General features: G+C 43.9%; 30 protein-coding genes. 9 read left to right on the top strand and 21 right to left on the bottom strand.

The annotated features are described in order from the left end of the window. The first annotated feature begins 11 nt into the window (after positions 1 to 11). Positions 12 to 416, top strand: coding sequence for a diacylglycerol kinase (locus C2740_RS04760; protein WP_215294239.1), 405 nt, complete (start codon positions 12 to 14; stop codon positions 414 to 416). Positions 417 to 459: 43 nt separating this feature from the next. Then, complete coding sequence (locus C2740_RS04765) at positions 460 to 1,386, top strand: GNAT family N-acetyltransferase (RefSeq protein WP_371818563.1); 927 nt, start codon at positions 460 to 462, stop codon at positions 1,384 to 1,386. Positions 1,387 to 1,398: 12 nt separating this feature from the next. Here the strand turns inward: C2740_RS04765 and C2740_RS04770 are convergent, their stop codons facing one another. The 8 genes from C2740_RS04770 to C2740_RS04800 all read right to left on the bottom strand — a co-directional run bounded on the left by C2740_RS04770 (position 1,399) and on the right by C2740_RS04800 (position 8,570). Then, a complete protein-coding gene (locus C2740_RS04770) occupies positions 1,399 to 2,880 on the bottom strand; it encodes a Ppx/GppA phosphatase family protein (protein WP_215294320.1) in 1,482 nt (493 codons plus the stop codon). A 180-nt stretch (positions 2,881 to 3,060) separates the two neighbouring features. Next, positions 3,061 to 3,291 carry a GDCCVxC domain-containing (seleno)protein gene (locus C2740_RS09450; RefSeq protein ID WP_305848893.1) on the bottom strand — a complete coding sequence of 77 codons (231 nt, stop codon included), beginning with the start codon at positions 3,289 to 3,291 and terminating at the stop codon, positions 3,061 to 3,063. 36 nt (positions 3,292 to 3,327) lie between these two features. Next, positions 3,328 to 4,044 carry an MgtC/SapB family protein gene (locus C2740_RS04775; RefSeq protein ID WP_215291940.1) on the bottom strand — a complete coding sequence of 239 codons (717 nt, stop codon included), beginning with the start codon at positions 4,042 to 4,044 and terminating at the stop codon, positions 3,328 to 3,330. 17 nt (positions 4,045 to 4,061) lie between these two features. Further along, positions 4,062 to 5,807 carry an alkaline phosphatase gene (locus C2740_RS04780; RefSeq protein WP_215291941.1) on the bottom strand — a complete coding sequence of 582 codons (1,746 nt, stop codon included), beginning with the start codon at positions 5,805 to 5,807 and terminating at the stop codon, positions 4,062 to 4,064. A gap of 86 nt (positions 5,808 to 5,893) precedes the next feature. Next, entirely contained in the window at positions 5,894 to 7,336 is a 1,443-nt protein-coding gene (locus C2740_RS04785) for a DUF2252 domain-containing protein (protein WP_215291942.1), read from the bottom strand. Positions 7,337 to 7,400: 64 nt separating this feature from the next. Further along, positions 7,401 to 7,841, bottom strand: a complete 441-nt coding sequence (locus C2740_RS04790) for a tautomerase family protein (protein ID WP_215291943.1) — start codon at positions 7,839 to 7,841, stop codon at positions 7,401 to 7,403. A 25-nt stretch (positions 7,842 to 7,866) separates the two neighbouring features. Then, entirely contained in the window at positions 7,867 to 8,364 is a 498-nt protein-coding gene (locus tag C2740_RS04795; RefSeq protein ID WP_215291944.1) for an arsenate reductase ArsC, read from the bottom strand. A gap of 29 nt (positions 8,365 to 8,393) precedes the next feature. Then, complete coding sequence (locus C2740_RS04800) at positions 8,394 to 8,570, bottom strand: hypothetical protein (RefSeq protein ID WP_215291946.1); 177 nt, start codon at positions 8,568 to 8,570, stop codon at positions 8,394 to 8,396. 458 nt (positions 8,571 to 9,028) lie between these two features. Between C2740_RS04800 and C2740_RS04805 the strand changes: the two genes are divergently transcribed. Both C2740_RS04805 and C2740_RS04810 read left to right on the top strand, forming a co-directional pair. After that, positions 9,029 to 9,505 carry an MgtC/SapB family protein gene (locus C2740_RS04805; RefSeq protein ID WP_215291947.1) on the top strand — a complete coding sequence of 159 codons (477 nt, stop codon included), beginning with the start codon at positions 9,029 to 9,031 and terminating at the stop codon, positions 9,503 to 9,505. Positions 9,506 to 9,586: 81 nt separating this feature from the next. Further along, positions 9,587 to 9,787, top strand: a complete 201-nt coding sequence (locus C2740_RS04810; protein ID WP_215291948.1) for a hypothetical protein — start codon at positions 9,587 to 9,589, stop codon at positions 9,785 to 9,787. A gap of 2 nt (positions 9,788 to 9,789) precedes the next feature. On the opposite strand, the gene phoR is transcribed toward C2740_RS04810, so the two are convergent. From phoR to pstS, 7 genes are all read right to left on the bottom strand, one after another. After that, a complete protein-coding gene (gene phoR, locus C2740_RS04815) occupies positions 9,790 to 11,088 on the bottom strand; it encodes a phosphate regulon sensor histidine kinase PhoR (protein WP_215291949.1) in 1,299 nt (432 codons plus the stop codon). 63 nt (positions 11,089 to 11,151) lie between these two features. After that, entirely contained in the window at positions 11,152 to 11,865 is a 714-nt protein-coding gene (gene phoB / locus C2740_RS04820; RefSeq protein ID WP_215291950.1) for a phosphate regulon transcriptional regulator PhoB, read from the bottom strand. A gap of 14 nt (positions 11,866 to 11,879) precedes the next feature. After that, positions 11,880 to 12,587 carry a phosphate signaling complex protein PhoU gene (gene phoU / locus C2740_RS04825; RefSeq protein WP_215291951.1) on the bottom strand — a complete coding sequence of 236 codons (708 nt, stop codon included), beginning with the start codon at positions 12,585 to 12,587 and terminating at the stop codon, positions 11,880 to 11,882. Positions 12,588 to 12,600: 13 nt separating this feature from the next. Further along, complete coding sequence (gene pstB / locus C2740_RS04830; RefSeq protein ID WP_215291953.1) at positions 12,601 to 13,389, bottom strand: phosphate ABC transporter ATP-binding protein PstB; 789 nt, start codon at positions 13,387 to 13,389, stop codon at positions 12,601 to 12,603. 56 nt (positions 13,390 to 13,445) lie between these two features. Next, the gene (gene pstA, locus C2740_RS04835; RefSeq protein ID WP_215291954.1) at positions 13,446 to 14,312 is read right to left on the bottom strand and encodes a phosphate ABC transporter permease PstA; all 867 of its coding nucleotides are present in this window, start codon (positions 14,310 to 14,312) and stop codon (positions 13,446 to 13,448) included. Further along, entirely contained in the window at positions 14,309 to 15,295 is a 987-nt protein-coding gene (pstC, locus tag C2740_RS04840) for a phosphate ABC transporter permease subunit PstC (RefSeq protein WP_215291955.1), read from the bottom strand. The genes pstA and pstC overlap by 4 nt, the downstream gene beginning before the upstream one ends. Before the next feature lie 87 nt (positions 15,296 to 15,382). Continuing rightward, a complete protein-coding gene (pstS, locus tag C2740_RS04845; protein WP_215291956.1) occupies positions 15,383 to 16,405 on the bottom strand; it encodes a phosphate ABC transporter substrate-binding protein PstS in 1,023 nt (340 codons plus the stop codon). A 220-nt stretch (positions 16,406 to 16,625) separates the two neighbouring features. Between pstS and C2740_RS04850 the strand changes: the two genes are divergently transcribed. The 3 genes from C2740_RS04850 (at position 16,626) to C2740_RS04860 (ending at position 18,913) form a co-directional block, all read left to right on the top strand. After that, positions 16,626 to 17,459, top strand: a complete 834-nt coding sequence (locus C2740_RS04850) for a hypothetical protein (RefSeq protein WP_215291957.1) — start codon at positions 16,626 to 16,628, stop codon at positions 17,457 to 17,459. Positions 17,460 to 17,525: 66 nt separating this feature from the next. Then, positions 17,526 to 17,945 carry a hypothetical protein gene (locus C2740_RS04855; RefSeq protein WP_215291958.1) on the top strand — a complete coding sequence of 140 codons (420 nt, stop codon included), beginning with the start codon at positions 17,526 to 17,528 and terminating at the stop codon, positions 17,943 to 17,945. After that, positions 17,942 to 18,913 carry a hypothetical protein gene (locus C2740_RS04860; protein WP_215291959.1) on the top strand — a complete coding sequence of 324 codons (972 nt, stop codon included), beginning with the start codon at positions 17,942 to 17,944 and terminating at the stop codon, positions 18,911 to 18,913. Before C2740_RS04855 ends, C2740_RS04860 begins: the two co-directional genes overlap by 4 nt. A 9-nt stretch (positions 18,914 to 18,922) precedes the next feature. On the opposite strand, the gene C2740_RS04865 is transcribed toward C2740_RS04860, so the two are convergent. Beyond that, complete coding sequence (locus tag C2740_RS04865) at positions 18,923 to 19,405, bottom strand: histidine phosphatase family protein (RefSeq protein ID WP_215291961.1); 483 nt, start codon at positions 19,403 to 19,405, stop codon at positions 18,923 to 18,925. A 325-nt stretch (positions 19,406 to 19,730) separates the two neighbouring features. Between C2740_RS04865 and C2740_RS04870 the strand changes: the two genes are divergently transcribed. Further along, positions 19,731 to 19,898 carry a hypothetical protein gene (locus tag C2740_RS04870; protein ID WP_215291962.1) on the top strand — a complete coding sequence of 56 codons (168 nt, stop codon included), beginning with the start codon at positions 19,731 to 19,733 and terminating at the stop codon, positions 19,896 to 19,898. Positions 19,899 to 19,900: 2 nt separating this feature from the next. Here the strand turns inward: C2740_RS04870 and glmM are convergent, their stop codons facing one another. The 4 genes from glmM to C2740_RS04890 form a co-directional block, all read right to left on the bottom strand. Next, entirely contained in the window at positions 19,901 to 21,244 is a 1,344-nt protein-coding gene (gene glmM, locus C2740_RS04875; RefSeq protein WP_215291963.1) for a phosphoglucosamine mutase, read from the bottom strand. Positions 21,245 to 21,283: 39 nt separating this feature from the next. Then, positions 21,284 to 22,147, bottom strand: coding sequence for a dihydropteroate synthase (gene folP / locus C2740_RS04880; protein WP_215291964.1), 864 nt, complete (start codon positions 22,145 to 22,147; stop codon positions 21,284 to 21,286). Between the two features lie 15 nt (positions 22,148 to 22,162). Then, positions 22,163 to 24,040, bottom strand: a complete 1,878-nt coding sequence (ftsH, locus tag C2740_RS04885; protein WP_215291965.1) for an ATP-dependent zinc metalloprotease FtsH — start codon at positions 24,038 to 24,040, stop codon at positions 22,163 to 22,165. Between the two features lie 157 nt (positions 24,041 to 24,197). Beyond that, positions 24,198 to 24,872, bottom strand: coding sequence for an RlmE family RNA methyltransferase (locus tag C2740_RS04890; RefSeq protein WP_215291966.1), 675 nt, complete (start codon positions 24,870 to 24,872; stop codon positions 24,198 to 24,200). 126 nt (positions 24,873 to 24,998) lie between these two features. On the opposite strand from C2740_RS04890, the gene C2740_RS04895 reads away from it, so the two are divergent. Then, positions 24,999 to 25,625 (top strand): YhbY family RNA-binding protein, encoded by a 627-nt coding sequence (locus C2740_RS04895; RefSeq protein ID WP_215291967.1) that lies wholly within the window; start codon positions 24,999 to 25,001, stop codon positions 25,623 to 25,625. 62 nt (positions 25,626 to 25,687) lie between these two features. Here C2740_RS04895 and C2740_RS04900 read toward each other — a convergent pair whose 3' ends face one another. Next, on the bottom strand, positions 25,688 to 26,155 hold the full coding sequence (locus tag C2740_RS04900) for a DUF4149 domain-containing protein (protein WP_215291968.1): 468 nt from the start codon (positions 26,153 to 26,155) through the stop codon (positions 25,688 to 25,690). Positions 26,156 to 26,158: the final 3 nt, after the last annotated feature.

Consider the following 26,158-nt stretch of genomic DNA (forward strand, 5'->3'; position numbering starts at 1 on the left):
GAAGGCCTTCTTTGAGTACCAAATACCACATCAATCAAAATCCTCATAAAGGCAACCGAGGATTAACCAGGGCTTGGCACGCTGCCAAGAACTCTTGGTGTGGTCTTGTCTATGCCTTTTTAGAAGAAAGTGCATTTAGGCAAGAGCTCACTTTATTTGCCTTATTAACACCTTTTGCGTTTATCTTACCAACAACTTACTTAGAAAAAGCCTTATTAATTTCTTCATTAATGATGGTTTTAGTTGTGGAGTTGTTGAATTCAAGCGTTGAGGCTGCGATCGATCGCATCTCCTTCGAGCATCATGACTTATCCAAAAGAGCCAAGGATTTTGGCTCAGCGGCAGTGATGTTGGCGCTCCTAATAGCCCTTTTAATGTGGTCTGCGGTCTGTATACCGCTTGTCTTAAAACTGTAATAAACGACCACTAAAGTCTCATTAATATTCACCTAGGCTAACTATGTCAGACATTCCGAACCCAATTGGCGCCTTTGAAATTTTCTCAGTAAGAAAAGTAAAGAAGCTTTCTACCTCAAAATTAAATCCAATCAAGAAGTTATCAAAGAAGTTGGCTAAGAAGCTCTTTGGTAAAAAGTTTGCGACTAAAGCACGTGCAGAATTAGCTGCCGTTGAAATTGCTCCAACAGTTAGCCCTGCTTCCAAAACCAAGCGTCCTGCATTTCAGATTGAATGGGCAAGCTCCTCTAGTGAAGTGAAAGAAGCGCAAAGATTGCGCTACAAAGTTTTCGCTGAAGAAATGGGTGCAACTCTTGCTCAAAATGCTGAAGGTTTAGATGTCGATGAATTTGATGCCTATTGCAATCATTTGTTGATTCGCGATCAAGACACTTTAAAAGTAGTTGGTACCTATCGCGTTCTGCCTCCTCATAAGGCCCAAGAAATTGGTCGCTTGTATTCTGACGCGGAGTTTGATTTATCCCGCCTGGACCACTTGCGTCCGAAGTTAGTTGAATTGGGTCGTTCATGTGTACACCAAGACTATCGCTCTGGTGCTGTAATCATGGCTTTGTGGAGCGGTCTAGCACAATACATGCAGAAAAATGGCTATGAAATTATGCTCGGCTGCGCAAGCATACCGATGGCTGATGGTGGTCACTTTGCTGCCAGCCTCTTCAACTCCCTCACTGAAGAGCAAATGGCTCCAACTGAGTTCCATGCCTTTCCTCGCCTACCATTGCCATTAGATAAGCTTAATGGCGGACTGGAAGTGGATGCGCCCCCTTTAATTAAGGGTTACCTTAAGCTTGGCGCTAAGATTTGCAGTTCACCGGCTTGGGATCCTGACTTCAATACAGCAGATCTGCTGACGATGTTGCGCTTGTCAGAAATTAATCCGCGCTACGCTAAGCACTTCTTGGGTTTGTAATTACTGCAGTTCTTATTTCAGATTGAGTTCATAAGAACGGCCGATACGACCCCATTCGGCTGCTTCTTTTAATAAACTAAACTCTGTTAATGGGTGTGTCTGAGCCCAATCCTTAGAGATGCTTACCAGATAGGCGCCTTCTTTCTCGGATACTTTTACCTTCGGCAAGTCTTCATCACTTCTTCCGCGGCAAAGTACTTGAGCTAAGCGTAGGCAGAACAGCATGCGCCAATCATGAAAACCGGCGTTGTTGGCAAGCTTACCCAGTTTGCCGGTATGGCCTATGAGAAGTGCAGCTAAACGGGCCTGATCATTCTTAGAGAAGCCTGGCATATCGGCATTGCCTGCGATGTAGGCAGAATGCTTGTGATAGCCGTTATGTGAAATGGATAGTCCAATTTCGTGAAGGTTAGCAGCCCACTGCAACAGCGCGATGTTATCAGCCCTGCTCTCTGACTCAGGCTTCGGTAATTGCTGCAAAAACTCACCGGCCAGTTTGCCAACTCGCGTTGCTTGATCACGGTCGGCTGAGTAGCGTTGCATAAATTGTTCAACAGTGACGTAACGCATGTCATGGTGCTGAGAGCGGCCTAATAGGTCGTAAAGCACCCCAGTGCGTAAGGCGGCATCGGTGACTTCCATATCTTCAATGCCAAGCTCATCAAATACTGCGAGCATGATGGCTAAACCACCAGGCCAGACAGCCCTTCTATCATCTTTTAATCCCAATAGCTCTACTTGATTGACATGTTCATATTTGAGAAGGTGTTTTTTCATGGCGGCCAAGCCATCACGAGTAATTAAACCGCTGGAAGTATTCACCCGACCCATGGTTAAGCCGTCTCCATGGCCATTAAAGTCATTGGCTGCAATAAGCTCTGCTAGCGCCCTGGCAGTGCCGGACGATCCAATAGCTTGCTTCCAGCCGCTCCTCAGATAAGCCCCCGAAATGACCTGAATCTCACGTCGCGCTGCTAATTCAGCCTCTTTAAATGCATGCATATCAACATTGCCTTTTGGAAAAAAGCGCATGCTGTGAGAAACACAGCCGATATATAAGCTTTCCATTAGCTTAGGTTCATAGCCCTTACCAATAATAAATTCGGTTGAGCCACCGCCAATATCCACAACTAAGCGGTTACCTTGCACTGCTGGAACTTCATGGGCGGCGCCAATATAAATGAGGCGGGCTTCTTCAACCCCGGCAATCACCTCGATCGGAAAGCCTAAGGCTTGCTGAGCATCGTCCACAAATTGTTGTGCATTTTTAGCGACCCTTAAGGTATTGGTTGCAACGGCGCGCACATTCGATGGATCGAATCCCCGAATACGCTCTCCAAACCGTCTTATCGAAGTTAAACCACGCTGGTAAGCATCATTACCTAAGAGCTTATTTTCTGTAAGACCAGCCGCTAAGCGCACTGAGTCACGTAAGGTGTCGATCGGTCGAAGCTGAGTGCCGGATGGCGTATTGACTGCTTGAGCAACCAACATGCGAAAACTATTGGAGCCTAGATCTACCGCCGCAACTAAGTCGTCTGAGAAAGATGCGGAGTCGTCAGAATGAATTGCCAAAATATTCCCTAAAAATAGCTGCGCAAAGCAAATATGTCTATTTTATGAAAAAACCGTGACATATTCATGAAATTACAGCCTAGTCTAATAGGAAACGGGCTATGCGGCTAAATTTTGCTCCGCACTGGAGCAATCAAAGTCGCCAAAGCTGCAGAAAATACAGCAATCACCAGACTTTGGTTTTAAGATATTGCTGCAGGAACGGCAGCGGTATAAATGCTGAGAGGACCCTCTTGGGACTTCAAGAGCCTCGGTTGCTAGACAATGGGGGCAAGTAATAGTCGAATGTTGTTTTTCTAGGGCGGGATTCACAGTCGTATATTGAGCCATAGATGTTTCAAGAATATGTCAAATCATTGGCCGGATCTAATCGGTTGTACTAGGACTCCAGAAAGCCTGATTCACATAATCTTTTGCCGCAATTGTTGCTATCAGGGCATCCATTTCAGCGCCGTTGACAGCACTAGCCGTTAATACAGCCTGTATCTCTACTTCATCGCTGCCAAATTGATGTACTTCAACATCCTGAGTCTGAAATCCTGCGCCTTCTAATGTGTCGATAAATTGTTTTAGGGCAATTTTTTGAGCATGTTTAGGGGTGATGATGTAAACAGAGTTGGTGACTTCTACAGAATCTGTATCGAGCGGTTGACGATTAATAAAACTCACTACTGGACGCAATAAGGTATTGGCAGCCAACACAAACAATGTAGCCAAGCCCGCTTCCAGAATAAGATCAGCGCCAGCACAAGCTCCAATGGCGCCAGAAGCCCAAAGCGTAGCCGCTGTATTGATACCCCGCACATTACCTTCTTCGCGCATGATCACGCCAGCACCCAAAAAGCCAATGCCTGAGACAACATAAGCCATAACGTGCACCGCGCCATCGTGACCGGTTAAACGATTGGCCGCATCAACAAAAATTGCAGCACCAATTGCAACTAGAATATTGGTTCTTAAGCCAGCTGTTCGTTGCCGGTATTGACGCTCAAGACCAATCAATCCCCCGAAGAAAAATGCGCTTGATAAGCTGATCGCTGTATCGGCCAAGGAGGAAAGATTAATATTACTGATTGACTCCATTGATCTCTTTTGAAAGATTATTTAGCGCCAAGACCTAGGGTCTGGACCATGATTTTGAACACCTCAGTATTGTCCATAAAGCCTTTGAATTTCTCTGAGCCCGGACCCGTAGCATTAAGAACAGCATCATCAGCGGTATGAACGCCTACGTCTTGGTGAGATGGCAAATTGCCGCCAACATGAATGGCATCCTCTTGTAGTTGCAAATATTTTGAATTAGCAACATATTTTCCATCCTCGCCTTTTACAGCAGGCACAAAAGTACCATCAAGCTTAGGGTGCAGAGTTTCATAATGATCGGGATAGCTTCCGTAGAAAAAAGCCAGTCGCTTAGTAACATCAATTTGATTGGGGTAACCTTGGATATCTGCCTTAGGATAATTGGGGTAGCCAGCATCAGCGTATATGCCCACTTTTTCCCGCAAAGGACCTGGCTTATCGTCATGCACCACGCCACTAATGGAGCCGCTATGCGTATGGTCAGGCGTCACAATGATCAGGGTATCAGGATGGGTCTTGGCAAAGTCTTTTGCCACCTGTACTGCATTACTTAGCATAATAGTATCAAAAGCCGCCCTCTCCCAATCCAAGGGGTGATTGAACTTATCAATTAAGGCCGCCTCAACCATCAAGAAGAAGCCATTCGGGTTCCGAGATAAAACATCAATTGCTGATTGAGTCATCTCGGTTAAATCTGGCTGGTTTGGATATTGGGAGACGGTATTCTTTTTCAAGAATAAGCGATCAAGCGATCCATCCATATTGTCTGGATGAAATACGCCAAACAATTTTTTGGTATTTTTATTTTGAGCAGCGGCAATCAATTCTTGCTTAGTCAGGGCTATTTGATAACCATCGGTCTTAAATGTATCAACGAGATTATTCTCATCCTTACGCTTTGATCCTTTGCTAGATTTTGGATAGAAGTAAGCGGATCCACCACCCAAAATGACTTCAGCCTTACTTGCCAGCAATTGATCAGCAATATATTGCTTGTCAGCCCTACGTCTTGTATGGGCCACCATTGCACCTGGTGTGGCATCTTCTAATTCAGCATCAGACACAATACCTACTGACATCTTTGTTTTGCGCTTGAGCAATTCGGTAATGGTTTCTACTTTAGGATGCGATAAGTTATCGTTGGCACGAGAAACATAAACACCCATAGCATTCACAGCAGTTTTGTGACCCGTTGTATAAGCACTCATAGAATTGGCAGAGTCTGTGATGAGTGAATCTGAACCTGACGTGCCAATCATGGCAGTGCTCGGCATGTCATCAAAAGCCAATCTACCTTGATACTTACCTTCTGCAATACCCTTGGAGAGCACCCTTGCTGCTGTTCTGTTAGCGATCGTCATTCCGTCACCAATAAATAAAATGACATTCTTTACTCTGCGCGGGCCACTTGCATAAACATCCCAAGTAACTTGTAGCTTTTCTTGAGGGGTACGTGCTAAGACTTGATATTTTCCAGCTTTTGATAATTGGACATCTCGATAGATGATTGAACTACCTTTACCATTTTCATTGGAGATGAATTCAGATTTTGACAGGATTGCTTTATTAGCAGGCACACCGTTTAATTCAATAAACACTTCTTCTGGCTTGAGCACTTGGCTAAACTCAATTTTGATATCAAATTTAGATCCCGCCAAGATTTCAGCCTGATCAATTGGATAAATTGCTTGCGCATACACGGTACCAATCGATAGGATGCTAAAAATAAATGTAGAGAATTTAACTAGGCGGAGATTATTCATGGGAAAGAAAATAGATTAAATATAGGTCAAATTACAATATCTACAAATAAGATGACAGATCTGTGACACCTGCTTCAGCCTCCTGTCTAACGGGCTGTTTTTTTCTTAGCAGTCTTTAATTTACCGCTCTTGACGGCTTTGCAAAAGACTTCGTAATCTTGCTGATTTTGCTTTGCATAAGACTTGGCAAATGAATAGAGAGACTCATTCAGCTCCTCAGATTGACCACAGTAACCTGCAATAACAGCAGCGTCACCAGAGCGCGCATGGCCTAGCGCCAATGCCCAGCCAAATAACTTTGCATAGTCTGGAAAGGTTTGTAAGGTTACGCCGCCAGTACCTACGCCAATACCGCCCTTCATATCGCGTAATTGACGCAAATAGAAACCCTGACTCTTGTTAATGTCAAATTGAACTGCACCGTAATTCAAAAAGATGTCAGGCGCACCTTGTAGCAAGTGTTGACCCGCAACAACCCGTCTACCCATATCGCGATAAATAGATTCTCCTAAATATGGCGTTAAAACAGATTTTTGGGCTTCTTTATATTGCAGAAAAAGTGGATCAACTTCACTATCGCCCTCAAAATACAAGACCATACAATTGGTGCCGACGCTACCAACACCAACGACTTTTCTAGCGTAATCTTTTAATGCGTAGCGTTGGAATAATATTTGCCGGTCAGCTAGTAAGGTGCTGGAATAATTTAATAAGGCTTTGTGAATCAATGATTCTAAAGAGACGCCATAAGCATCTTTCTTGAAATGCTCAATCAACGGCGGTTTATTAATAATCTTACGATTTTTGCCAACCAGAGTTGTTAAGCTTTGTAGTACCTGAATATTGCCCTGCCCTTTAGTCTCCTTCAGATAAACATCAAGCTTCTTTTCATGTTCTTTGCTAAAGTGCTTGCGAATATCTTTCTCACCAATAAACTCTTGCGCTAAATCTAAATAGGGCATTTTTGCGTACTGTTCAATGCGCTTTTGGTATTCAGAGGCTATGTTGTGCACCAGCTTTTTACCTAAAGCTTTATCACCACCCATACTATCGGATGCTATAAGAGCACTAGCAACCAAACGCTTGATATCCCACTCCCAGCTGCCAGGTAGAGTTTCATCAAAATCATTAATACCAAAAACCAATCGATGCTCAGCAGTTCCAAATAAGCCAAAGTTGGAGACATGCATATCACCACAAAGTTGCACAGTAATATTGGTTGTAGGTTGATTGGCTAGGTCTTGTGCCATGATGGCAGCGCCGCCACGATAAAAAGAAAATGGAGACTGCAACATCCGCTCATAACGAATTGGAATTAAGGATTCAATACGCTGTTTAGCTTGAGCTTCCAATATCGTAATAGGATCAATTCGATGCTTAGGCGGCGTATAGATGCCCTGATCAGAAAAACTCACCACCTTGCGTAATGCCTTGCCATCGGCCATGCGCTTTTTAATACTAGGACGCGGATTTTTAAAAGACTCTACAGATTTTAAAACGGCAAATTGTGGTTTCTTCGCTAAAGACATGATTTACTCAGGAGGTGAATATACCCGCCCATATTAATGCCTTAGGAAGAAAAAAGGCGTTGGGCTATGAATTCAAGTAATTCAGCTTCTTTTGAATGCTGGCAGGCAAGGTGGAAAACCAAACAGAATCGTCGCCAACAGAAGGCAGAATTTGGCCATACTCAATCATCTGACTTGGAGGTATTTCATCGATGTAAGCCCAAATCTGATGCCCCGCTAATTTTGTAGTACTTTGAATCGCAATTTCCAGCTCCACTAGCAATTGTTTTTTTACTTGCTCGCTTCTACCAACTCGAATTTGCCCGCTCAGAAAGATATGGGGTTCATCTAGCAAAACACCACCAATGAAGCAGTCATGAATATCCAACTGTTTAAAGACAACTTGGGCAAAATAGGCCTCAGCACCAGTAACATCCGCATGAATTTTTGTAATTGCCTTGGCCAGTGTAAATTTTTGGTGCGTTGTCAAAGACAAGCCAGCGAAATAGATGCTGTAAGTTGCCATTTCACTATTCCAATCAGTTGTATTGCTAGTTAAATTTCTTGTGGATTAAGTTGAGCTCATCTTTAATCTGCAAGTGATCAAGTTTGTCGATCGGAAGATCAAGTAGCAACTCAATACGGTTGCGCAAGCCCATTTCGACTTTTCTAAAGGCATCCCACATATCTTGTTCACTGCTGGTTACAGCCGCAGGATCCATAAAACCCCAATGAGCTGTTGTAGGATGACCTGGCCAATACGGACATTCTTCACCAGCAGCTGAATCACACACAGTGATGATGAAATCCATATGAGGCGCATTTTCTGTACCAAACTCATCCCAGGTCTTACTTCTCAGTAATTCGAGGGGATAACCCATCTCTCGAGCCAGCTTTAAGGCAATGGGGTGAACAAATTGTTTCGGGCTTGAGCCCGCAGAATATCCAATAAAGCGGCCGTGACTTAGCGTTGTCGCAAGAGCCTCGCCGATAATGGATCTGGCTGAATTACCAGTGCATAAAAAAAGAATATTGTATGGTCGTGTCATTAGAAATGAGATCGCAATCTGTTGGTGAATTAAACAATCTCATCGAGACGCAGTGAAAATCTTTTATCAACTATAAATTGGTTAATTTTTGGATCTATCAAGCGATCGCTTGCCGGTGTATTGAATTCTGGTGACGCTTGTGTAGGGTAGCTTTGAACTTCATTGCGCAATACATCAGAGAGGTACTTGCTAAGATTGACGTTCATAGAGTATTAACTTTGCAGAAGATATTGGATATTGATATGCTAGAAGTTTTATATTTCAGTTTTATTAAGGCCTGGGAAAGAAAAAACCCAGCACAGGCTGGGTTAAAGGGAGGGTAATGCTGCATTATCTTGGTCAGAGGAGATCTGACAGTTCAATTTATACCGGACTCATGACACTCTGATGACTAACTACCCAGTCGATGTTGCGTAAAACGATTTGCATAAGCTAAACGCGCTTCGTACCATGCCTGCCATAAACGTAAGATAAATTTTTTCATAATGCATCCTTGTGGTGAAAGATTGATCTAGGTATTTCTGTTGTGCAGAAACTTCCAAACTTCAATTAACTACATTCATATTGTTAATCGCAGGAATGACAGCGTGATGGCGTTTTTATGACCAATTGATGTAGCTGCGATACACTAAATCAATCAATAATTGATAAGCAAGGGATTAACATGCTTGATTGGGACCTTTACAGCATCATTGCCCTCAGGCTGGCTCTGGCACTTTTTGTTGGGGCTGTGCTGGGTCTTAACCGCTGGTTACACCATAAATCTGCCGGGATTCGTACCCATTCTTTGGTTGCCATTGGCTCTGCCACCGCTGTCATGCTCATCAGTGATTTTGTTCTAGATGATGCACAGGCCGTCAGTCGGGTTCTGCAGGGTCTTATTACAGGGCTTGGCTTTTTGGGTGCCGGCGTCATCATTCATGAGCAGCGCTCACAAAGGGTTCATGGCCTCACCACGGCTGCCAGCCTCTGGGCCTGCGCCCTCATCGGCGCCACCTTTGGGGCCGGCCAATTTGCCCTTGGGGGATTATCTATGGGTGCAATTTTGATAATTCTGGCTGTCGGGGGCCCCTTAGAGCGACTTTTTGCAAGACTCAATGGGGTAAAAAGAAGCTCTGAAATCTCTACTGATCCTGACTAAATGCCCTCTAAAACGCTAAAAAGTGAGTTTTGTCATATTTATTTGTTAAAATTTCGAATTATTTAATAACAAGCCAAAGCCATGAGTGACTATAAATACGAAGATGCGGTAAAGCAGTTACAAGAAAGTGGAGCAATTGGTCTTGTAGACTTAAAAAGCCTTCCCCATGATGATCTCGTAGAGTTACTTGAAGAAATCAAGGTTTGGTGCCTTTATGCTGGCGGCAAACCTGAAAAGCTACCTAAAGAATCAAAAAAGAAGAAAAAGAAGAAAAAGGACTGAGCCTAGGGGGCTAATCGCTCTTGAGGAAAGCTCAAAGTAAAGGTGCTGCCTCTGCCTGGAGTACTTTCAATATTCAATTGGGCTTGATGTCGACTGGCGATATGCTTGACAATCGCTAAACCCAAGCCTGTTCCACCGGTATCCCGCGAACGACTCCGGTCTACGCGATAAAAACGCTCTGTGAGTCTCGATAAATGCTCTGAGGCAATGCCGGGGCCAGTATCCCTGACGGAGAATTCGCCACGCCCTTGCGCATTGATATCCCACTTCACATGAATAGATCCACCATCTGGTGTGTAGCGTATTGCATTGGCAACTAAATTACTAAATGCAGAAAGTATTTCTCGTTCATCGCCAAATAAATTATGCGTATTCGCAACGTCAAAATTAAATGCATGCTTTCCTTTAGACAAGGCTTCGGCATCATTCCTGAGTAATGCCATCAAAGTAACGATGTTGACTTCATTTGTAGTAGCAGGCAATGCATTGGCCTCTAAATTGGCCAAAGTAAGAAGATCCTCTACTAAACTTTTCATACGTTGCGCTTGTGACATCATCATGTCGAAATACTGATCACGTTGACTCTTCTCAAGATCTAAAGATTGAACTGTCTCTAAAAATCCCATTAAGACAGTGATTGGTGTTCTCATTTCGTGAGAAACATTGGCGACGAAGTCACGTCGCATTGCATCTGCCTTCTGCAAATCCGTAATGTTTTGCACCAGCAATAAATGGCGCTGATTGCCGAATGGAAAAGCTTGCAACATCAAACTCAAATTGCTGGAAGGCCCCATGCGCTCCATGAGCAATGATTCATCAAAATGACGTTTGTTTAAATATTGAATAAATTCCGGGCGACGGATTAAAAAATTAATGCGCTGCATAACATCCCGTTTATAAACTAAACCAAAAAAACGTTCAGCAATACTATTGCACCATTCAATTTGATCATCTTCGTCAAGCATCAATATTCCATTAGGCGATGCTTGAAACGCTTCAATAAAGTGATCGTGCTGTTGTTCGATATTCCGAATTCTTTGCTTAAGAGTTTTAATTAAACGCTGCAGCTTAAAAAATATATCCTCCCAAAAACCGCTGGGTAGCGGCATCAGCTCAACACTATCTAATTGAACGTAGTTTCCTAGTCTCGCTAGGTTGATGTAAGAATAAATTAAGGGGATAGAGAGAAGCGCTACAGCTATCAAAATTGCGTATTCAGGACCCCAACTGTAAAGGGTAATAAATGCAGCGATGAGCGCAAGGCAAACAAGAAAAGTGAAGCGTATTAAAGCAGAAATCATGGTGCAATCTTAGACTATCTCTAGAAACTGTCAGAAATAGCCCCAAAAGGCTGCAGGACCAACCTAGGTCTCAGTTGGAGTTTTCGTTATACGGTAACCGCTACCCCTAACCGTCTCAATAAAATGATCGCAGTCCACCGGGGTCAATGCAGCCCTCAGGCGCTTAATATGTACGTCAACAGTTCTCTCTTCAATGTAAACCTCATTACCCCAGACCTTGTCGAGCAAATTTGTGCGTGAATGGACGCGCTCTGGATTGGCCATGAAGAATTGAAGCAGCCTGTACTCAGTTGGACCCAGTGAAATCGGTTTAGGTTCAGAATCTGGCCAAATGGCTAACACTCTATGGGAGCTGGGATCAAGCTTAAGGGGGCCAATGGTAAGGGGGCCAGTATCCTCAATAGGCGTCTGCCTTCGCAATAAAGCCCTCACCCTTGCAATTAATTCCTTAGGAGAGAAAGGCTTAGTCACATAGTCATCAGCACCAGAATCTAAGCCTAAAACCTTATCAGCCTCTTCACTCTTGGCCGTTAGCATCAAAATAGGCAGACCCCGAGTTCGGTCGTTGGCGCGCAATTCTTTGGCAAATTGCACGCCTGACTTACCAGGAAGCATCCAATCCAGGATAACCATGCTAGGCAAACGATCTTTCATCATTGCAAGAGCAAGATCGGTTTGCAATGCTTTTTCTACTTCATAACCAGCATGAGATAAATTAATTGCGATTAACTCTGCAATTGATGGCTCATCTTCAACGATTAGTATGCGGTGAGTCATGTAGGTAACTCGATTTAATCTTTATTGGCTTCGCGTACCAAATCTTCATGCGGAATATGACGAACATCGGCACCTTTTGCAACGTAAATTACAAACTCAGCAATGTTCTTCGCATGATCACCAATACGCTCAATTGCCTTGGCAATAGTTAGCATATCTAAGCCAGTGCTAATAGTATGTGGATCTTCAGACATATAAGTAATGAGCTTGCGAACAAAGCCTCTGAACTCCTCGTCAATCTGACGATCTTCAGCGACAACTTCAGCAGCAGCAGTAGTATCCAATCTTGCAAAGGCATCAAGACTGCGACGCAATAAATTAATGGCCATTTGACCAGAAAGACGAATCTCAGCAACGTTGATGTTGTGTGGAGCACCGCCTTCAATAAGACGCTTGGTACGTTTTGCAACGCGCTCTGCCTCATCACCTGCCCGCTCAAGATTTGTAATCGCTTTTGATACAGCCATTACCAAACGTAAGTCGCGAGCAGTAGGCTGACGTCTTGCAATTACTTCAGTACAAGCTAAGTCGATTTGAATTTCGAGATCATTAACAAGCTTTTCATTCTCGATCACAACATTGCAGGTATCAATATCCATTTGCGTGAATGCACGCATTGCAGTCGAGATTTGTGATTCAACTAAGCCACCCATCTCAAGCAAACGACTTGAGAGTGAATTTAAGTCAGCATCGAATTGTGATGATAAGTGTTTATCTGGCATTTAATGTCTCCAATTAACCGAAGCGACCGGTAATATAGTCTTCTGTTTCTTTGCGCTTAGGCTTGATAAAGATTTCATCTGTTTTACCATACTCCACCAAACTGCCAAGATACATATAAGCAGTGTAATCCGATACACGAGCAGCTTGCTGCATATTGTGGGTAACAATCGCAATAGTGTACTCATGCTTGAGTTCATTGATCAGTTCTTCAATTTTTCCGGTAGAAATCGGATCCAAAGCAGACGTTGGCTCATCTAGCAAAATCACAGATGGCTTCACCGCAACACCGCGAGCGATACAGAGGCGTTGTTGCTGACCACCCGAGAGAGATAAACCACTCTGATTTAACTTGTCCTTAGCTTCTGTCCATAGGGCAGCTTTATTGAGTGCCCACTCTACACGCTCGTCCATTTCAGAGCGTGATAGTTTTTCGTATAGACGCACACCAAATGCAATGTTTTCATAAATAGACATTGGAAATGGTGTTGGTTTTTGGAAAACCATACCAATACGTGAGCGTAGTAAGTTTAAATCCTGGCCAGGCTCAAGAATGTTTTGACCGTAGAAATTGATTTCACCCTCAGCACGCTGCCCTGGATAAAGGTCGTACATGCGATTTAAGGTGCGCAACAAGGTAGATTTACCGCAACCTGAAGGGCCGATAAATGCAGTGACCTTGCCTTGCTCAATATCTAGGTTGATGTCTTTTAGACCCTGAAATGAACCATAGTAGAAATTGAGGTTTCTAACTTCAAGCGCATTGACAGCCGCCTGCTCTGAATGTTGATTTGTTGTTTCCACTTTACCCCCTTGACTATCTATCTTATTTAAGTCAAACATTGATTTCATATTGCTCATCATCCCTGGACCTTCTCACGGAATACGACTCGCGCCAAAATATTTAAACCGAGTACGGCAAATGTAATTAGTAACGCACCACCCCACGCTAACTCAACCCAGTTGTCATAAGGGCTCATAGCAAATTGAAAAATGACCACGGGCAAATTAGCCATCGGTGCATTCATATTGGTTGAGAAAAACTGATTATTTAACGCTGTAAATAATAATGGTGCAGTTTCACCGCTCACGCGTGCCAGAGCCAATAAGATACCTGTCATTACACCACTTTGTGCTGCACGCAAAGTGATCTTGAATGCCACTTTCCATTTTGGAGTGCCTAATGCATAGGCAGCCTCACGTAAGCTGCCAGGTACTAAGCGCAACATATTCTCTGTAGTGCGAACTACAACAGGTATCGCAATCAAGGCTAGCGCCACAGTACCAGCCCAGCCAGAAAAGTGTCTTGCCTGCGCCACGATAAAAGCGTAAACGAATAAGCCAATCACAATTGAGGGTGCTGACAACATAATGTCAGTAACAAATCGTGTAATTGCGGCAACTCGACTACGGTCGCCATATTCCGAAAGATAGAGACCTGCCAGAACACCAATGGGCGTGCTGATGAAGGTACAAGTTCCAACCAATAGGAGGCTACCAACAATTGCATTAGCCAGACCACCACCATCAGAGCCTGGCGCTGGAGTGCTGTGTGTAAAAAGATCTAAGCTAATTGCTGAGAACCCTTTAAACATAAGCACACTCAAAATCCAGAACAAAAAGATCATGCCTAAGAGCATGGCTCCCATCGATAAGGATAGGCCAATCTTGTTGGCACGCTTTCTTTTGGCGAAAATATTTTTATCAATATTAGAGGTATTGTTCATGTTTTCAATCCCTGCTTCTTCTCCATATTGTTTAGCATCCACTTAGCGCATGCCAAAACAACGAAGGTAATAATGAACAGTGCCAAACCTAAGGCAAACAAAGAAGATAAATGATTGCCTGCTTCAGCCTCGCCAAATTCATTCGCAAGCGTTGAAGCAATTGAAGTACCTGGAGAAAATAAAGAAGCTGATAAACGGTGCGCATTACCGATTACAAAGGTTACAGCCATGGTTTCACCAAGCGCCCTACCCAATCCCAACATTACGCCACCAATAACACCGGCCTTGGTATATGGAAGAACTACATTCTTCACAACTTCCCAAGTAGTACAACCAATACCGTAAGCAGATTCTTTAAGCACTGGTGGAACAATTTCAAATACATCGCGCATAACAGAAGCAATGAACGGCAGAATCATCATCGCCAGAATCAAGCCTGCGCAAAGAATACCAATGCCATTGAAGGCGCCAGAGAAGAGAATGCCAAATCCAGGAACCTGACCTAATGTGCCAGCTAAAACAGGTTGCACGTACTCAGCAAATAGCGGCGCAAAAATAAACAAACCAAACATCCCGTAGATGATGGAGGGAACTGCTGCCAATAGCTCAACTGCAGTACCTAGCGGTCTACGCAATGGACCTGGGCAGAGCTCAGTCAAGAAAACGGCGATCCCAAAACTTAAAGGCACGGCGATCAGCAGTGCAATGACGGAGGTAACGACTGTTCCATAAATAGCAATGAGTCCACCAAATTCACCATTCACGACATCCCATTCTTGGGAGAAAAAGAAACCCGGTCCGAAAGTGTGTAAAGCTGGCCATGCATTCATGATCAAGGAGATCAAAATACCCATCAAAGCAATTAACACTGACAGCGCAAAGAATTGGGTAATGCCATGAAACAAAAAGTCTTGGATTCGCTGTAATTTAGCGATCCGCAAGGCTTGGGGCGTAGGTGCCGAGTGAGACTGAAGAGTATCCATTGTATTGGCTTATTTAAATATTGAAACAGCCCCACAGTGGTGTGGAGCTGTTCATTAATCAATGATTAAGAAGATAACCATCAAACCTTACTTAGTCACAACCTTTGTGAACACGTTCTTACGAATGAAATCAGTTGTTGCATCAGGCATTGGAACGTAATCCAACTCTTCTGCCATCTTCTTGCCATCTTTGAAAGCAAAGTCGAAGAACTTGATCACTTCAGCAGCATTTGCTTTGTTCTCTGGATTCTTGTAAAGCAAGATGAAAGAAGCACCAGTGATTGGCCATGATTTAGCACCAGAAGCATTGGTAATGAAAGTGCCCATTCCTGGGATCTTAGACCAATCTGTGCCAGCTGCAGCAGCAGAAAAAGTTAAGTCGTCAGGAGCAACAAAATTACCATCTTTGTTTTTCAAAGAAATGAAAGTCATTTTATTTTTCTTGGCGTATGCATACTCTACATAACCAATAGAATTCTTCACACGGGTCACGTTTGCAGCAACACCTTCGTTACCTTTGCCGCCAACAGTCGAAGCAGCAGGCCACTTGACGTTAGCACCAGAACCTACAGCATCTTTAAAGAGAGTACTGGTCTTTGCTAAATAATCAGTAAAGATAGCAGTTGTGCCTGAACCGTCAGCACGGGTTACTACAGTGATTGGACCGCTAGGAATCTTCACGCCAGGGTTCATGATTGCAATGCGCTTATCACCCCAGTCAGAAATGATGCCTTGGAAAATATCAGCCAATGTTGGGCCGTCTAACTTGATCTCGCCTGGCTTAACACCGTCAACGTTAATCACAGGAACCACACCACCGATGATGGCTGGAAACTGAACCATGCCGTCTTTTTCTAATTCATCAAATTTAACTGGATTATCAGTAGCACCGAAATCAACAGTTTTTGCTTTAATTTGCTTAATACCGCCAGATGAACCGATAGATTGATAGTTCAAATTGGAGCCAGTTTTAGCTTTGAAGGCTTCAGCCCATTTTGCGTAGATTGGGTATGGGAATGTTGCACCTGCACCCGTCATGTCAACAGCAAAAGCAGCTGGAGCTAGTGAAATAGCACTAATAACTAGCGCTTTTTTCAAAAAAGATTTCATGTGATTAGTCCTAATGTAGAAAGAACGCAACATTGCGAGCTACCAACAATACGATTGGACTATGACGCTTTGATGACAGGCTGGTCCTATAGGAATTTTATTCAAACAAATCAATAACTTAAGATGGGAATTGGTCCATTCAATCAGAAATGACACCATTTTGTAACAAGACTCCGATAAACAGAGATGTTAAATCTTAAGAAAATCTCAAAAGATCTTCATGAAATGGCTTTTATTCGGTGCACTGCTATTGCCAAGCTTGGCATTTGGATTTGAGCCATTAAATACAGATGATGCTGGTACAGTGGGGGCCGGACGGAATCAAATTGAGCAATACTTCATTTCCATTAATCGCAATGGTGGCGGCTCACAATCAACTGACTTGATCACGCCAGGGGAAGAATACTCTGGACGAACTGATGCCAAGGCCTACCCTTTTACATACACCCGAGGACTTAGTGATAGCGTAGAGGCATCCTTTTCAAGCACTTATTACAACCAGCCTAGCGGAAATTACTCTAAATTTGCTAACTATGTATTGGGGGCAAAATGGCGCTTTTATGAAGATGAGCGCAATGGTTACGCTCTAGCAATAAAGCCAACAGTGGTGCTGCCGGCCGGAAAGCAACAACAAGTGAACGGCCTGGGATTGGCTGCAACCAATTACGGCCTTAATCTCATCGCTTCGAAGTATTGGCAAGGCCTTGAAGTTCATATAAACGCATCCTATATGCGATCCCCTTACAACACGAACTATAGTATCGGGCAAACAGATGAGATCAATCGCACAAACATTTTTTTAGTATCTATCGCGCCTGTTTTGAATGTATCAGAACAGATTAAGCTCGCCTTAGATCTTGGTGCCTCTACAAATCCACCCGCAACTGAGCAAACCATTAGTCACTATGCTCTAGTAGCTGGTATTTACTCGGTAAACGCCAATATTGATATAGGCCTGTCTTATATGAGAACAGGGCTATCTTATAGCGCCACTCTAGGTAGCAAGGAAGCAAACGCAACACGAAGTGAAGTAGGTGTTACGTGGCGTTTTTAATTTACCAGTCATAATTTTCATGCACACTATTCTTAACAATTCTATTTAATCCTATTGGAGTTTGCCATGGACTATCAAATCATTCCTCTAGAAATTGGCTCCATTACAGAGCGTCATGTTTTTCAATGCGGCAATAAAGAAATTAAGTGCGGAATGGTATGGAAGCTCGGATCTGTTTTAACTGATATCAAACCTACGTTTACAAAGGCCTATGATCCCGATATTGGAATTTGCATTCAGGACATACCCGGTGGAACCATGGGCGAAACGTATGGTGGAGAGAAAGTGATTTACTTTTCCGATACCGTAGAAGAAGATGAGCAAGATGAATTGACAGACATCTTTTACGAGAGCTCCAAAAAATACTCCAAAAATTATGCTGACGTCTTCCATGATTTAGGGTGGATAGAAATTAGCTCCGAATCCTATATATTTGGAGAGATTGAAGTTATTGCATTGAATAAAAATCCAAAATCATACAAATGAGCATGCGATTCTTAAAGTCTTTCCTATTTGCTGCCCTAATTGCTTGCACAAGTGCAGCATTTTCACAGCCATTTAAGTTCGTCGCCCTTGGCGATATGCCGTACAACATTCCAGATGATTATGTCCGCTACGAAAGATTGATCGCTGAAATCAACAAAATAAACCCTAGCTTTTCGATCTTCATCGGCGATACAAAATCAGGCTCAAGCCCCTGTAGTGATGAATACAACCTGATTATTAAAAAGTATTTTGATCAATATTCTTCACCAGTGATATACAGCATTGGTGATAACGAATGGACTGACTGCCACAGACCTCTCGCAGGCGCTTACGACCCCATAGAGCGTCTTCACAATGTTCGCAAAACGTTCTTTGATTCGGAAATGAGTTTAGGAAAAAAGCGGCTACAACTGATGAGACAGGCAGATCTTGATCCCCAATTCAGTAAGTATGTAGAAAACTCAATGTGGGTGAAAAATCATTTCCTTTTTGTGAACTTACATATTCCCGGATCGAATAATAATTTTGAGCGTGATGAAAGCGCTAAACAAGAATACTATGCCCGAAATCAGGCTAATTTAAGCTGGATTGAAAAAGCATTTGATCGAGCTAATCGCAAACATTACGCAGGCATTGTTTTTTCTTACCAAGCTGATATGTTTTACAGTCCAAATCAAACGACCGATTTAACAAGCGGGTATCGGGATACATTGCAGGCCTTTAGTATGCATGCGCAAGCATTTAAGAAGCCCGTATTGTTGGTACATGGTGATAGCCATCGCCTGATCATTGATCAACCATTAAAAACAAACAATCAAAAGTACACCCTCGAAAATGTCTTGCGATTACAAGTCATGGGCGCAGAACATGTCCAGGCAGTTGAAATCCAGGTGAACCCATCTGCTCTGCAGCCCTTTAGTTTCAAGCCCATCTTAATTAGAGAGAATATGGTTGCCCCAAGAGATTAGTCTTCCTTGCTAGTTTAAGAAAGAACACTTACTAGACTTTTCGGTCAACACTTTTCCCCAATCCTTAAAGTCAAAAGAAGCCTTCATGAGGGCACAAGTAGACATTGCGATGGGCTCACCAGCAACATGGGATGCTAAGTCTGTAAGGCTAGGATTGTGACCCACGATCATCACAACATCATATCTTTTTGCAACGCCAGAAATTAATTCAAGTAACGCACTTATTTCTGCCCCATAAACCATTGGGTCAATTAAAAAATTGGTATGCTTCATATCTAATTTATTTGCAATGATTTGCGCTGTAGTAATTGCTCTTACTGCAGGACTGGTAACAATTAAGTCGAGGTGAATTTCTTTTTTATGAAGCTTCGTACCTAACTTATTCGCATCTTTAAGCCCGCGTTCAGATAAAGGCCTATCCTGGTCGGGCACCAATAGCCCGCCAGTAATAGCCTTAGCGTGGCGCAATAAGAATAACGTTTTAGCACTCATCTGCGTACACACCAGTCTTAGGTATCGTTATCTGGAATTCTAGGTAGCTTTTATGAATTTGCCTAGCAATAGATTGCACTATCGAATCTATTGACCTTTGAGCGCCACATGACAGAAATATTGCAGTTTTATTACATTCCTACTCTGTCATATAAACCCTCATTTAAGCTTATGAAAGCTATAACCATGATGAAAGAATGTCATATTCGGAATGTAGACTAAAGCCTACTTATGGGATATGAGGTGCAATTCTGCCGTTACTGGTTACGGACAGTTTGCTCTAACAGCCCATAGGTAACCAGTTAACAAGGTTCTCGAGGTCTGCATGAGCACAGAACACGATGATAAGCAAAGCAAAAGTCTACCTATCGACTTTGCTAGCACAAAGCAAACTCAAGCCAAAAAGAGATTGATTTGGCAGCACTTAACGCAAAAAAAGATGAAGAAGAAACATAAGTCCTTCTTAGAAAAGAACAAGCAGGTAGTTGAGTAAAACTAAGCAACAGGCACTAAATCAGCAATACTCTTTGCAGCCTTCATCGCTACTTCGCCGTCTTTAGTTTCTACCATTACTCTGAGTACTGGTTCGGTACCAGATGCACGAATCAGTACCCTGCCAGAATCCTGAAGATTTGCCTCTACTTTAGAGATCTGCTGCTGAAGCATCTCGTCTGACTGCCATTGATACCCGGGTTTGAATTTCACATTCAGGAGAACCTGCGGAAAAATGTTGACTGCCTCTAGCAGTTCAGCAAGACTCTTCTGATTCTGACTCATTGCCGCGAGCACTTGTAGGGCTGCAATCGTGCCATCGCCTGTGGAGTGCTGATCCAAGCATAGTAAGTGGCCAGAACCTTCTCCACCAATAATCCAACCTTTTTGTTTTAAAAGCTCTAATACATAACGATCGCCAACATTCGCGCGTTCAAACCCAATGCCAAGACCTTTGATTGCATTCTCAATTGCTAGATTGGTCATCAGGGTGCCTACTGCCCCGCCAATCTTTTGCCCACGATCAAGCCTATCCTTGGCTAATACATATAGCAACTCATCACCATTAAACAATCTTCCAGACGAGTCCACCATCTGCAGGCGGTCAGCATCTCCATCCAAGGCTATACCGAGATCAGCTTTTTCTGCTTTAACTTTGGCAATCAAAGCTGCGGGTGATGTAGCTCCGCAGCCATCATTAATATTTTTACCGTCTGGATGAACGCCAATCGAAATGACTTCTGCACCGAGTTCATGAAATACGTGAGGCGCAGTATGGTAAGCAGCACCATTAGCGCAATCTACCACGAGCTTTATTCCCTTCAGATTTAACTCCCCTGGGAATGTTGATTTGCAAAACTCAATATAGCGGCCTGCAGCATCTTCTAATCGAAATGCTTTTCCTAATTCTTGAGCGCTAACGCAACCCATCGGATGCGCAAGCTCTGCTTCAATCGCAAACTCAAAGTCATCATCCAGTTTGTCGCCATTTGCTGAGAAAAACTTAATGCCATTATCTTGATATGGATTGTGCGATGCAGAAATCACCACGCCTGCTGATAAACGCAAGGCTTTAGTCAGGTAAGCTACTCCCGGGGTTGGCATTGGACCACAAAGCATGACATCAACGCCTGCAGCAGCAAAACCTGCCTCGAGCGCAGCCTCCAGCAAATAGCCTGAGATACGCGTATCTTTTCCTATTAATACTTTGCAACGTTGGCCAGGTTTTGCGTGTTTGGATAGCACTTTACCTGCGGCATATCCAAGGCGAGTCATAAATTCTGGAACAATCGGAAATTGCCCCACTTCACCACGTATGCCATCAGTACCAAAGTATTGTTTTTTCATATAGTTCATTATAAAACTGAGAGACTTAAATCTAATACCCTAGCTATTTACGGCTTCCCAAAGCTTTAAAGCATCAACCGTTTCGGGTACATCATGAACTCTGACGATCTTGGCACCACGATCAGCCGCCATGATGGCAGCAGCAATACTTGGGCTTACTCGGTCGTTAGTGTCTTTACCAGTGATTTTGCCGATCATCGATTTACGGGAAATACCGGCTAAGACTGGATAAGTCAGCTTGGAGAATTGCTGAAAATTCTTGAGCATATCGAGGTTGTGCTCAAGGCTTTTACCAAAGCCAAAGCCTGGGTCGATAGCTATTCTGTTTGCATCAATCCCTTTGGTTGTCAGCAGCTCTGCGCGCTCTTCCAAAAACAATATCACCTCAGCAATAACATCTTGGTATTCAGGATTAAATTGCATCGTTAATGGATCACGTTGCATATGCATTAAAACAATTCCGCAGTGATTATTTTCGGATACCGCATCAAGCGCACCCTCTTGTCTAAGCGCCCAGATATCATTGACGCAATCCACGCCCGACCTTAATGCTTGGCGCATCGTTTCCTCTTTATAGGTGTCAATCGATAGCGGCGTACCGCAATCCTTCAAAGCCTCAATCACTGGCAGCACGCGATCAAGCTCTTCTTGGAGCTCTACAGGTTCAGCACCAGGGCGGGTAGATTCACCACCAATATCAATTAAATCAACACCATTCTCGATCATCAACTCTGCATGAGCAATAGCGTGCTGTGGCGTTCTAAATTTGCCGCCATCCGAAAATGAGTCTGGAGTGGCATTAAGAATGCCCATCACAATAGGCCGCTGACGTTTGTTGAAGTCAAAAAGAAAACGCCCACAACGCCAAGTTGTGGGCCGCTCTTGTATGCCTTGACTATCCATCAAGATAGCTGGAGATTAAGCTGTCGCTGGAGCGCTACCAGCCGCTGGTCCTGGCGTACCAGCAGAGTTTCCAAACTGCGTTGCAGGGGGTGGCTTAGGAACTCTTGGCGGGCGACCTTCCATGATGTCGTTAATTTGCTCTGCATCAATAGTTTCCCATTCGAGGAGTGCGGCAACCATCGCTTCTACCTTATCGCGATTTTGCTCTAGGATAGATCTCGCTAGATTGTATTGACTATCAATCAGGGTGCGAATCTCAAAGTCCACCTTTTGCTGGGTCAATTCAGAAACAGTCTTGGTGCTATTGCGACCAAAGATACTTTCAGATTCTGTATCAACATAAACCATGGTGCCCAAGCTATCGCTCATGCCGTAACGCGTCACCATATCGCGCGCCATTTTAGTCGCACGTTCAAAGTCATTTGAAGCGCCAGTACTCATGGAGTTCAAAAATAACTCTTCAGCAGCGCGGCCGCCAAACAAAATCGCCAACTCTTCCATCATGCGATCTTTATAAAGATTCACTCGATCAAATTCTGGTAGCTGCCATGTCACACCCAAGGCCATGCCACGCGGCATGATGGTGACTTTATGCACTGGATCGGCTTTGGGCAGGCTTTTAGCAACTACTGCATGACCAGACTCGTGATAAGCAGTATTGCGACGCTCTTCTTCGCGCATCACCGCAGACTTACGCTCAGGGCCCATATAGATCTTGTCTTTAGCGTCCTCAAAATCTTTCATATCTACCGAGCGCTTATTGCGACGCGCGGCAAATAGTGCAGCTTCGTTTACTAGGTTAGCTAAGTCCGCACCAGAGAAACCCGGAGTGCCACGCGCTAATACTGCAGCATTGACATCGGGATCGATTGGAACTTTACGCATATGAACTTGCAAGATTTGCTCACGACCACGAATGTCAGGCAAGCCTACATGGACTTGACGGTCGAAGCGACCTGGGCGTAATAAAGCTTTATCCAATACATCGGAACGGTTGGTAGCGGCTACAACGATGACACCGCTATTGCTTTCAAAACCGTCCATCTCAACCAGCATTTGGTTCAGGGTTTGTTCGCGCTCATCATTACCGCCACCCATACCTGCACCACGATGACGACCGACAGCATCGATCTCATCAATAAAAATAATGCATGGTGAATTTTTCTTGGCGTTCTCAAACATATCGCGTACACGGGATGCACCAACACCAACAAACATCTCTACAAAATCAGAGCCAGAGATAGAAAAGAAAGGAACCTTGGCTTCGCCAGCAATGGCGCGTGCCAACAAGGTTTTACCAGTGCCAGGAGGACCCACAAGCAAAACACCATGCGGAATACGGCCGCCAAGCTTTTGAAACTTTTGTGGATCTTTTAAGAAATCAACCAGCTCATAGACTTCTTCTTTAGCTTCATCACAACCAGCAACATCAGCAAAAGTAACTGTATTGCTATTTTCGTCAATGAGGCGAGCCTTCGATTTACCAAAGGAAAATGCTCCGCCTTTTCCGCCACCTTGCATTTGACGCATCATGAAGAACCAAAAACCAATAATCAATAAAGTAGGTCCGAGATAGTACAAGGCAGATACCAACATATTCGGCTCATCGTCCGCCTTGCCAGTGACCTGCACGCCATATTTCATTAAGTCGCCAACCATCCAGATATCTCCTGGAGAGATGATGGAATACTTATTGCCATCAGCAGGAGTGACTTGTAAGGTACGACCTTGCACGTCAACGCGCTTCACTTTTCCCGCTTTAGCGTCATCCATGAATTGGGAGTACGTGACTTGTGTCTGCTCCTTGGGCTTGTCAAACTGTTTGAAAACAGTAAAAAGTACCAAGCCCACGATGAGCCACACGCCGATTTTTTGGAACATATTGCTGTTCAAATTGTTTCCTTTACTGGATCTATCCAGGAGTTAAAGCCACTTGCTTTCTAAGTATTTGATTCTACTACCACCCTTTTTCAAGGGCTAATGGCATATTTATTTAATAAACCCATGTATTACAGGGGGTTATTGGGGTGATTCATCCATCCTTGAGACTCTATTTGGGTGGTTTTAAGTTTCTACCCAAAAGGAAAATCTCAGAAGATCTGGCCCTAGAGGCTTTGGGCTTTCGAGAAGCAACCGTTTTGAAGACCTTTTTAAAGGATTCGACAATCTGGCTATAACCACTACCGTTAAAGCATTTAATCAATAAAGCGCCCTCAGGCCTAAGGTGATCTACCGCAAAGTCGAGTGCAATTTCTGCCAAAAAGGCCATGCGGGCAGCATCTGCAACACCCACACCAGAAAGGTTTGGCGCCATATCGGATAAAACGAGATCGACCTTTCCTTCGGCATTTTTGGGCAGTAAAGCTTCAAGCGCCTGAAGACCTTCTTCTTCACGAAAGTCACCTTGGATAAAGGAGACATCAGCGATATCTTCCATCGGCAAAATATCAATAGCGATGATTAGGCCATCTGGTTTACCAGACTCGATCATGGGGTTACTTTTACCAAGTTCGGTTAAGCGATTGCGCGCGTATTGAGACCAGCTCCCGGGGGCGCTTCCAAGGTCGACAATAGTCATGCCTGCTTGTATGAGGTGATCTTGCTCGTCAATTTCACTAAGCTTGTAAACCGCTCTAGCACGATAGCCCTCTTTCTGAGCCATCTTCACATAGGGATCGGTTAAATGATCCTGCAACCAACTTTTATTAAATTTATTCTTTGCCACAACTTACCCACTTTCACCTGACATTTTCCTAGTTTTACACCCCTAAAGCAAAAGGAATCGCTCTAAAAAGTGTCAAATCCTGTCTAAAGAGGCTTTTTAAGTGCTCAATGCTCTATCATCGAGGCCATGACTGCTCTAACTCTTACCCCCGCTCAACGCAAATCCCTTAAAGCCGATGCCCACGATCTCAGCCCTGTTGTCATGGTTGGCGGAGATGGATTAACACCGGCGGTTATTAAAGAAGCTAAGCTCGCGATTAATCACCACGGGCTTATTAAGATTCGGGTCTTTGGAGATGATCGTGAAGCCCGGGTTGCAATTTATGAGGAGCTCTGCGACAAACTCGACGCAGCACCAGTTCAACACATTGGCAAGCTACTTGTTCTGTGGAAGCCAAAAGATGTAGTTGATGAGGCATTCTCGAATCTCAGTAGATCATCCAAGCAAACGAAAAAGTCACTGCAAGCACCGCGCACTAAACGCCAGCCGAACCGCGCACCCGCAAAATCTGGTGTACGTACCAGCACTTCAGAAAGATCAGATCGTCGCTCTGCTTCGAATGCAGCACCATTCGCACGCGCTGCAGCCGTAAAATCCGCCACACCTAAGAAACGTGTTCTTCGCTCTGAAGCTGCTGAGTCCAAAATTGGTTGGTCATCACCAGGTTACCGTAAGGCTGCTGCTGCCCCTGCTCCCATCAAGAAGCGTAAGGTTCGCATGAGCAGTAATAAGAAAAAATCGCTCGGATCTTAATAGATTACATTAACTCGAAGAACGCCGCTAGTCGGCGTTTTTTTATTGTCCAGGGCTTGTTACTAAACTGGTTTTGTCAGGCGCCAAACCAAAAAAATACCCAGCGCGCTTTGAATCGTAAACACGATGCTAGATGCACCATGAAGCTTGCCAAATAGATCGGCAGATGGAGATAACATCACTGGCATGCCATGTAACAATGCCTGGTCTCGGAGTGTATTCATCCAAGGGATGAATACAAATACAGCAGCCACTGAGCAAAGTAACATTCCCAATAAGATCAAGCGAATCGTTTTGTAGTGTCCAAGACCGCGTGTAACGAGAAGGTTTGCAAGAACCATGAGCACAATGCATACAGTCGTACTAAGGTATGCCTCAGCTTTAAAAATACTACCAGCTACCATACCAGCCACTTGACGATCAGTGAGGGTGCTGAAAATGGTTGGAGCAACTAGATAACCAACAGCAAGGATGCTGCCAACCCAAACACCGGCTATCAATATAAAAAGGCGTTGTGCGCCAGCGTGCATCGA

Origin of the sequence: Polynucleobacter sp. MG-5-Ahmo-C2, assembly GCF_018687735.1 — a bacterium.
Lineage (GTDB): Bacteria > Pseudomonadota > Gammaproteobacteria > Burkholderiales > Burkholderiaceae > Polynucleobacter.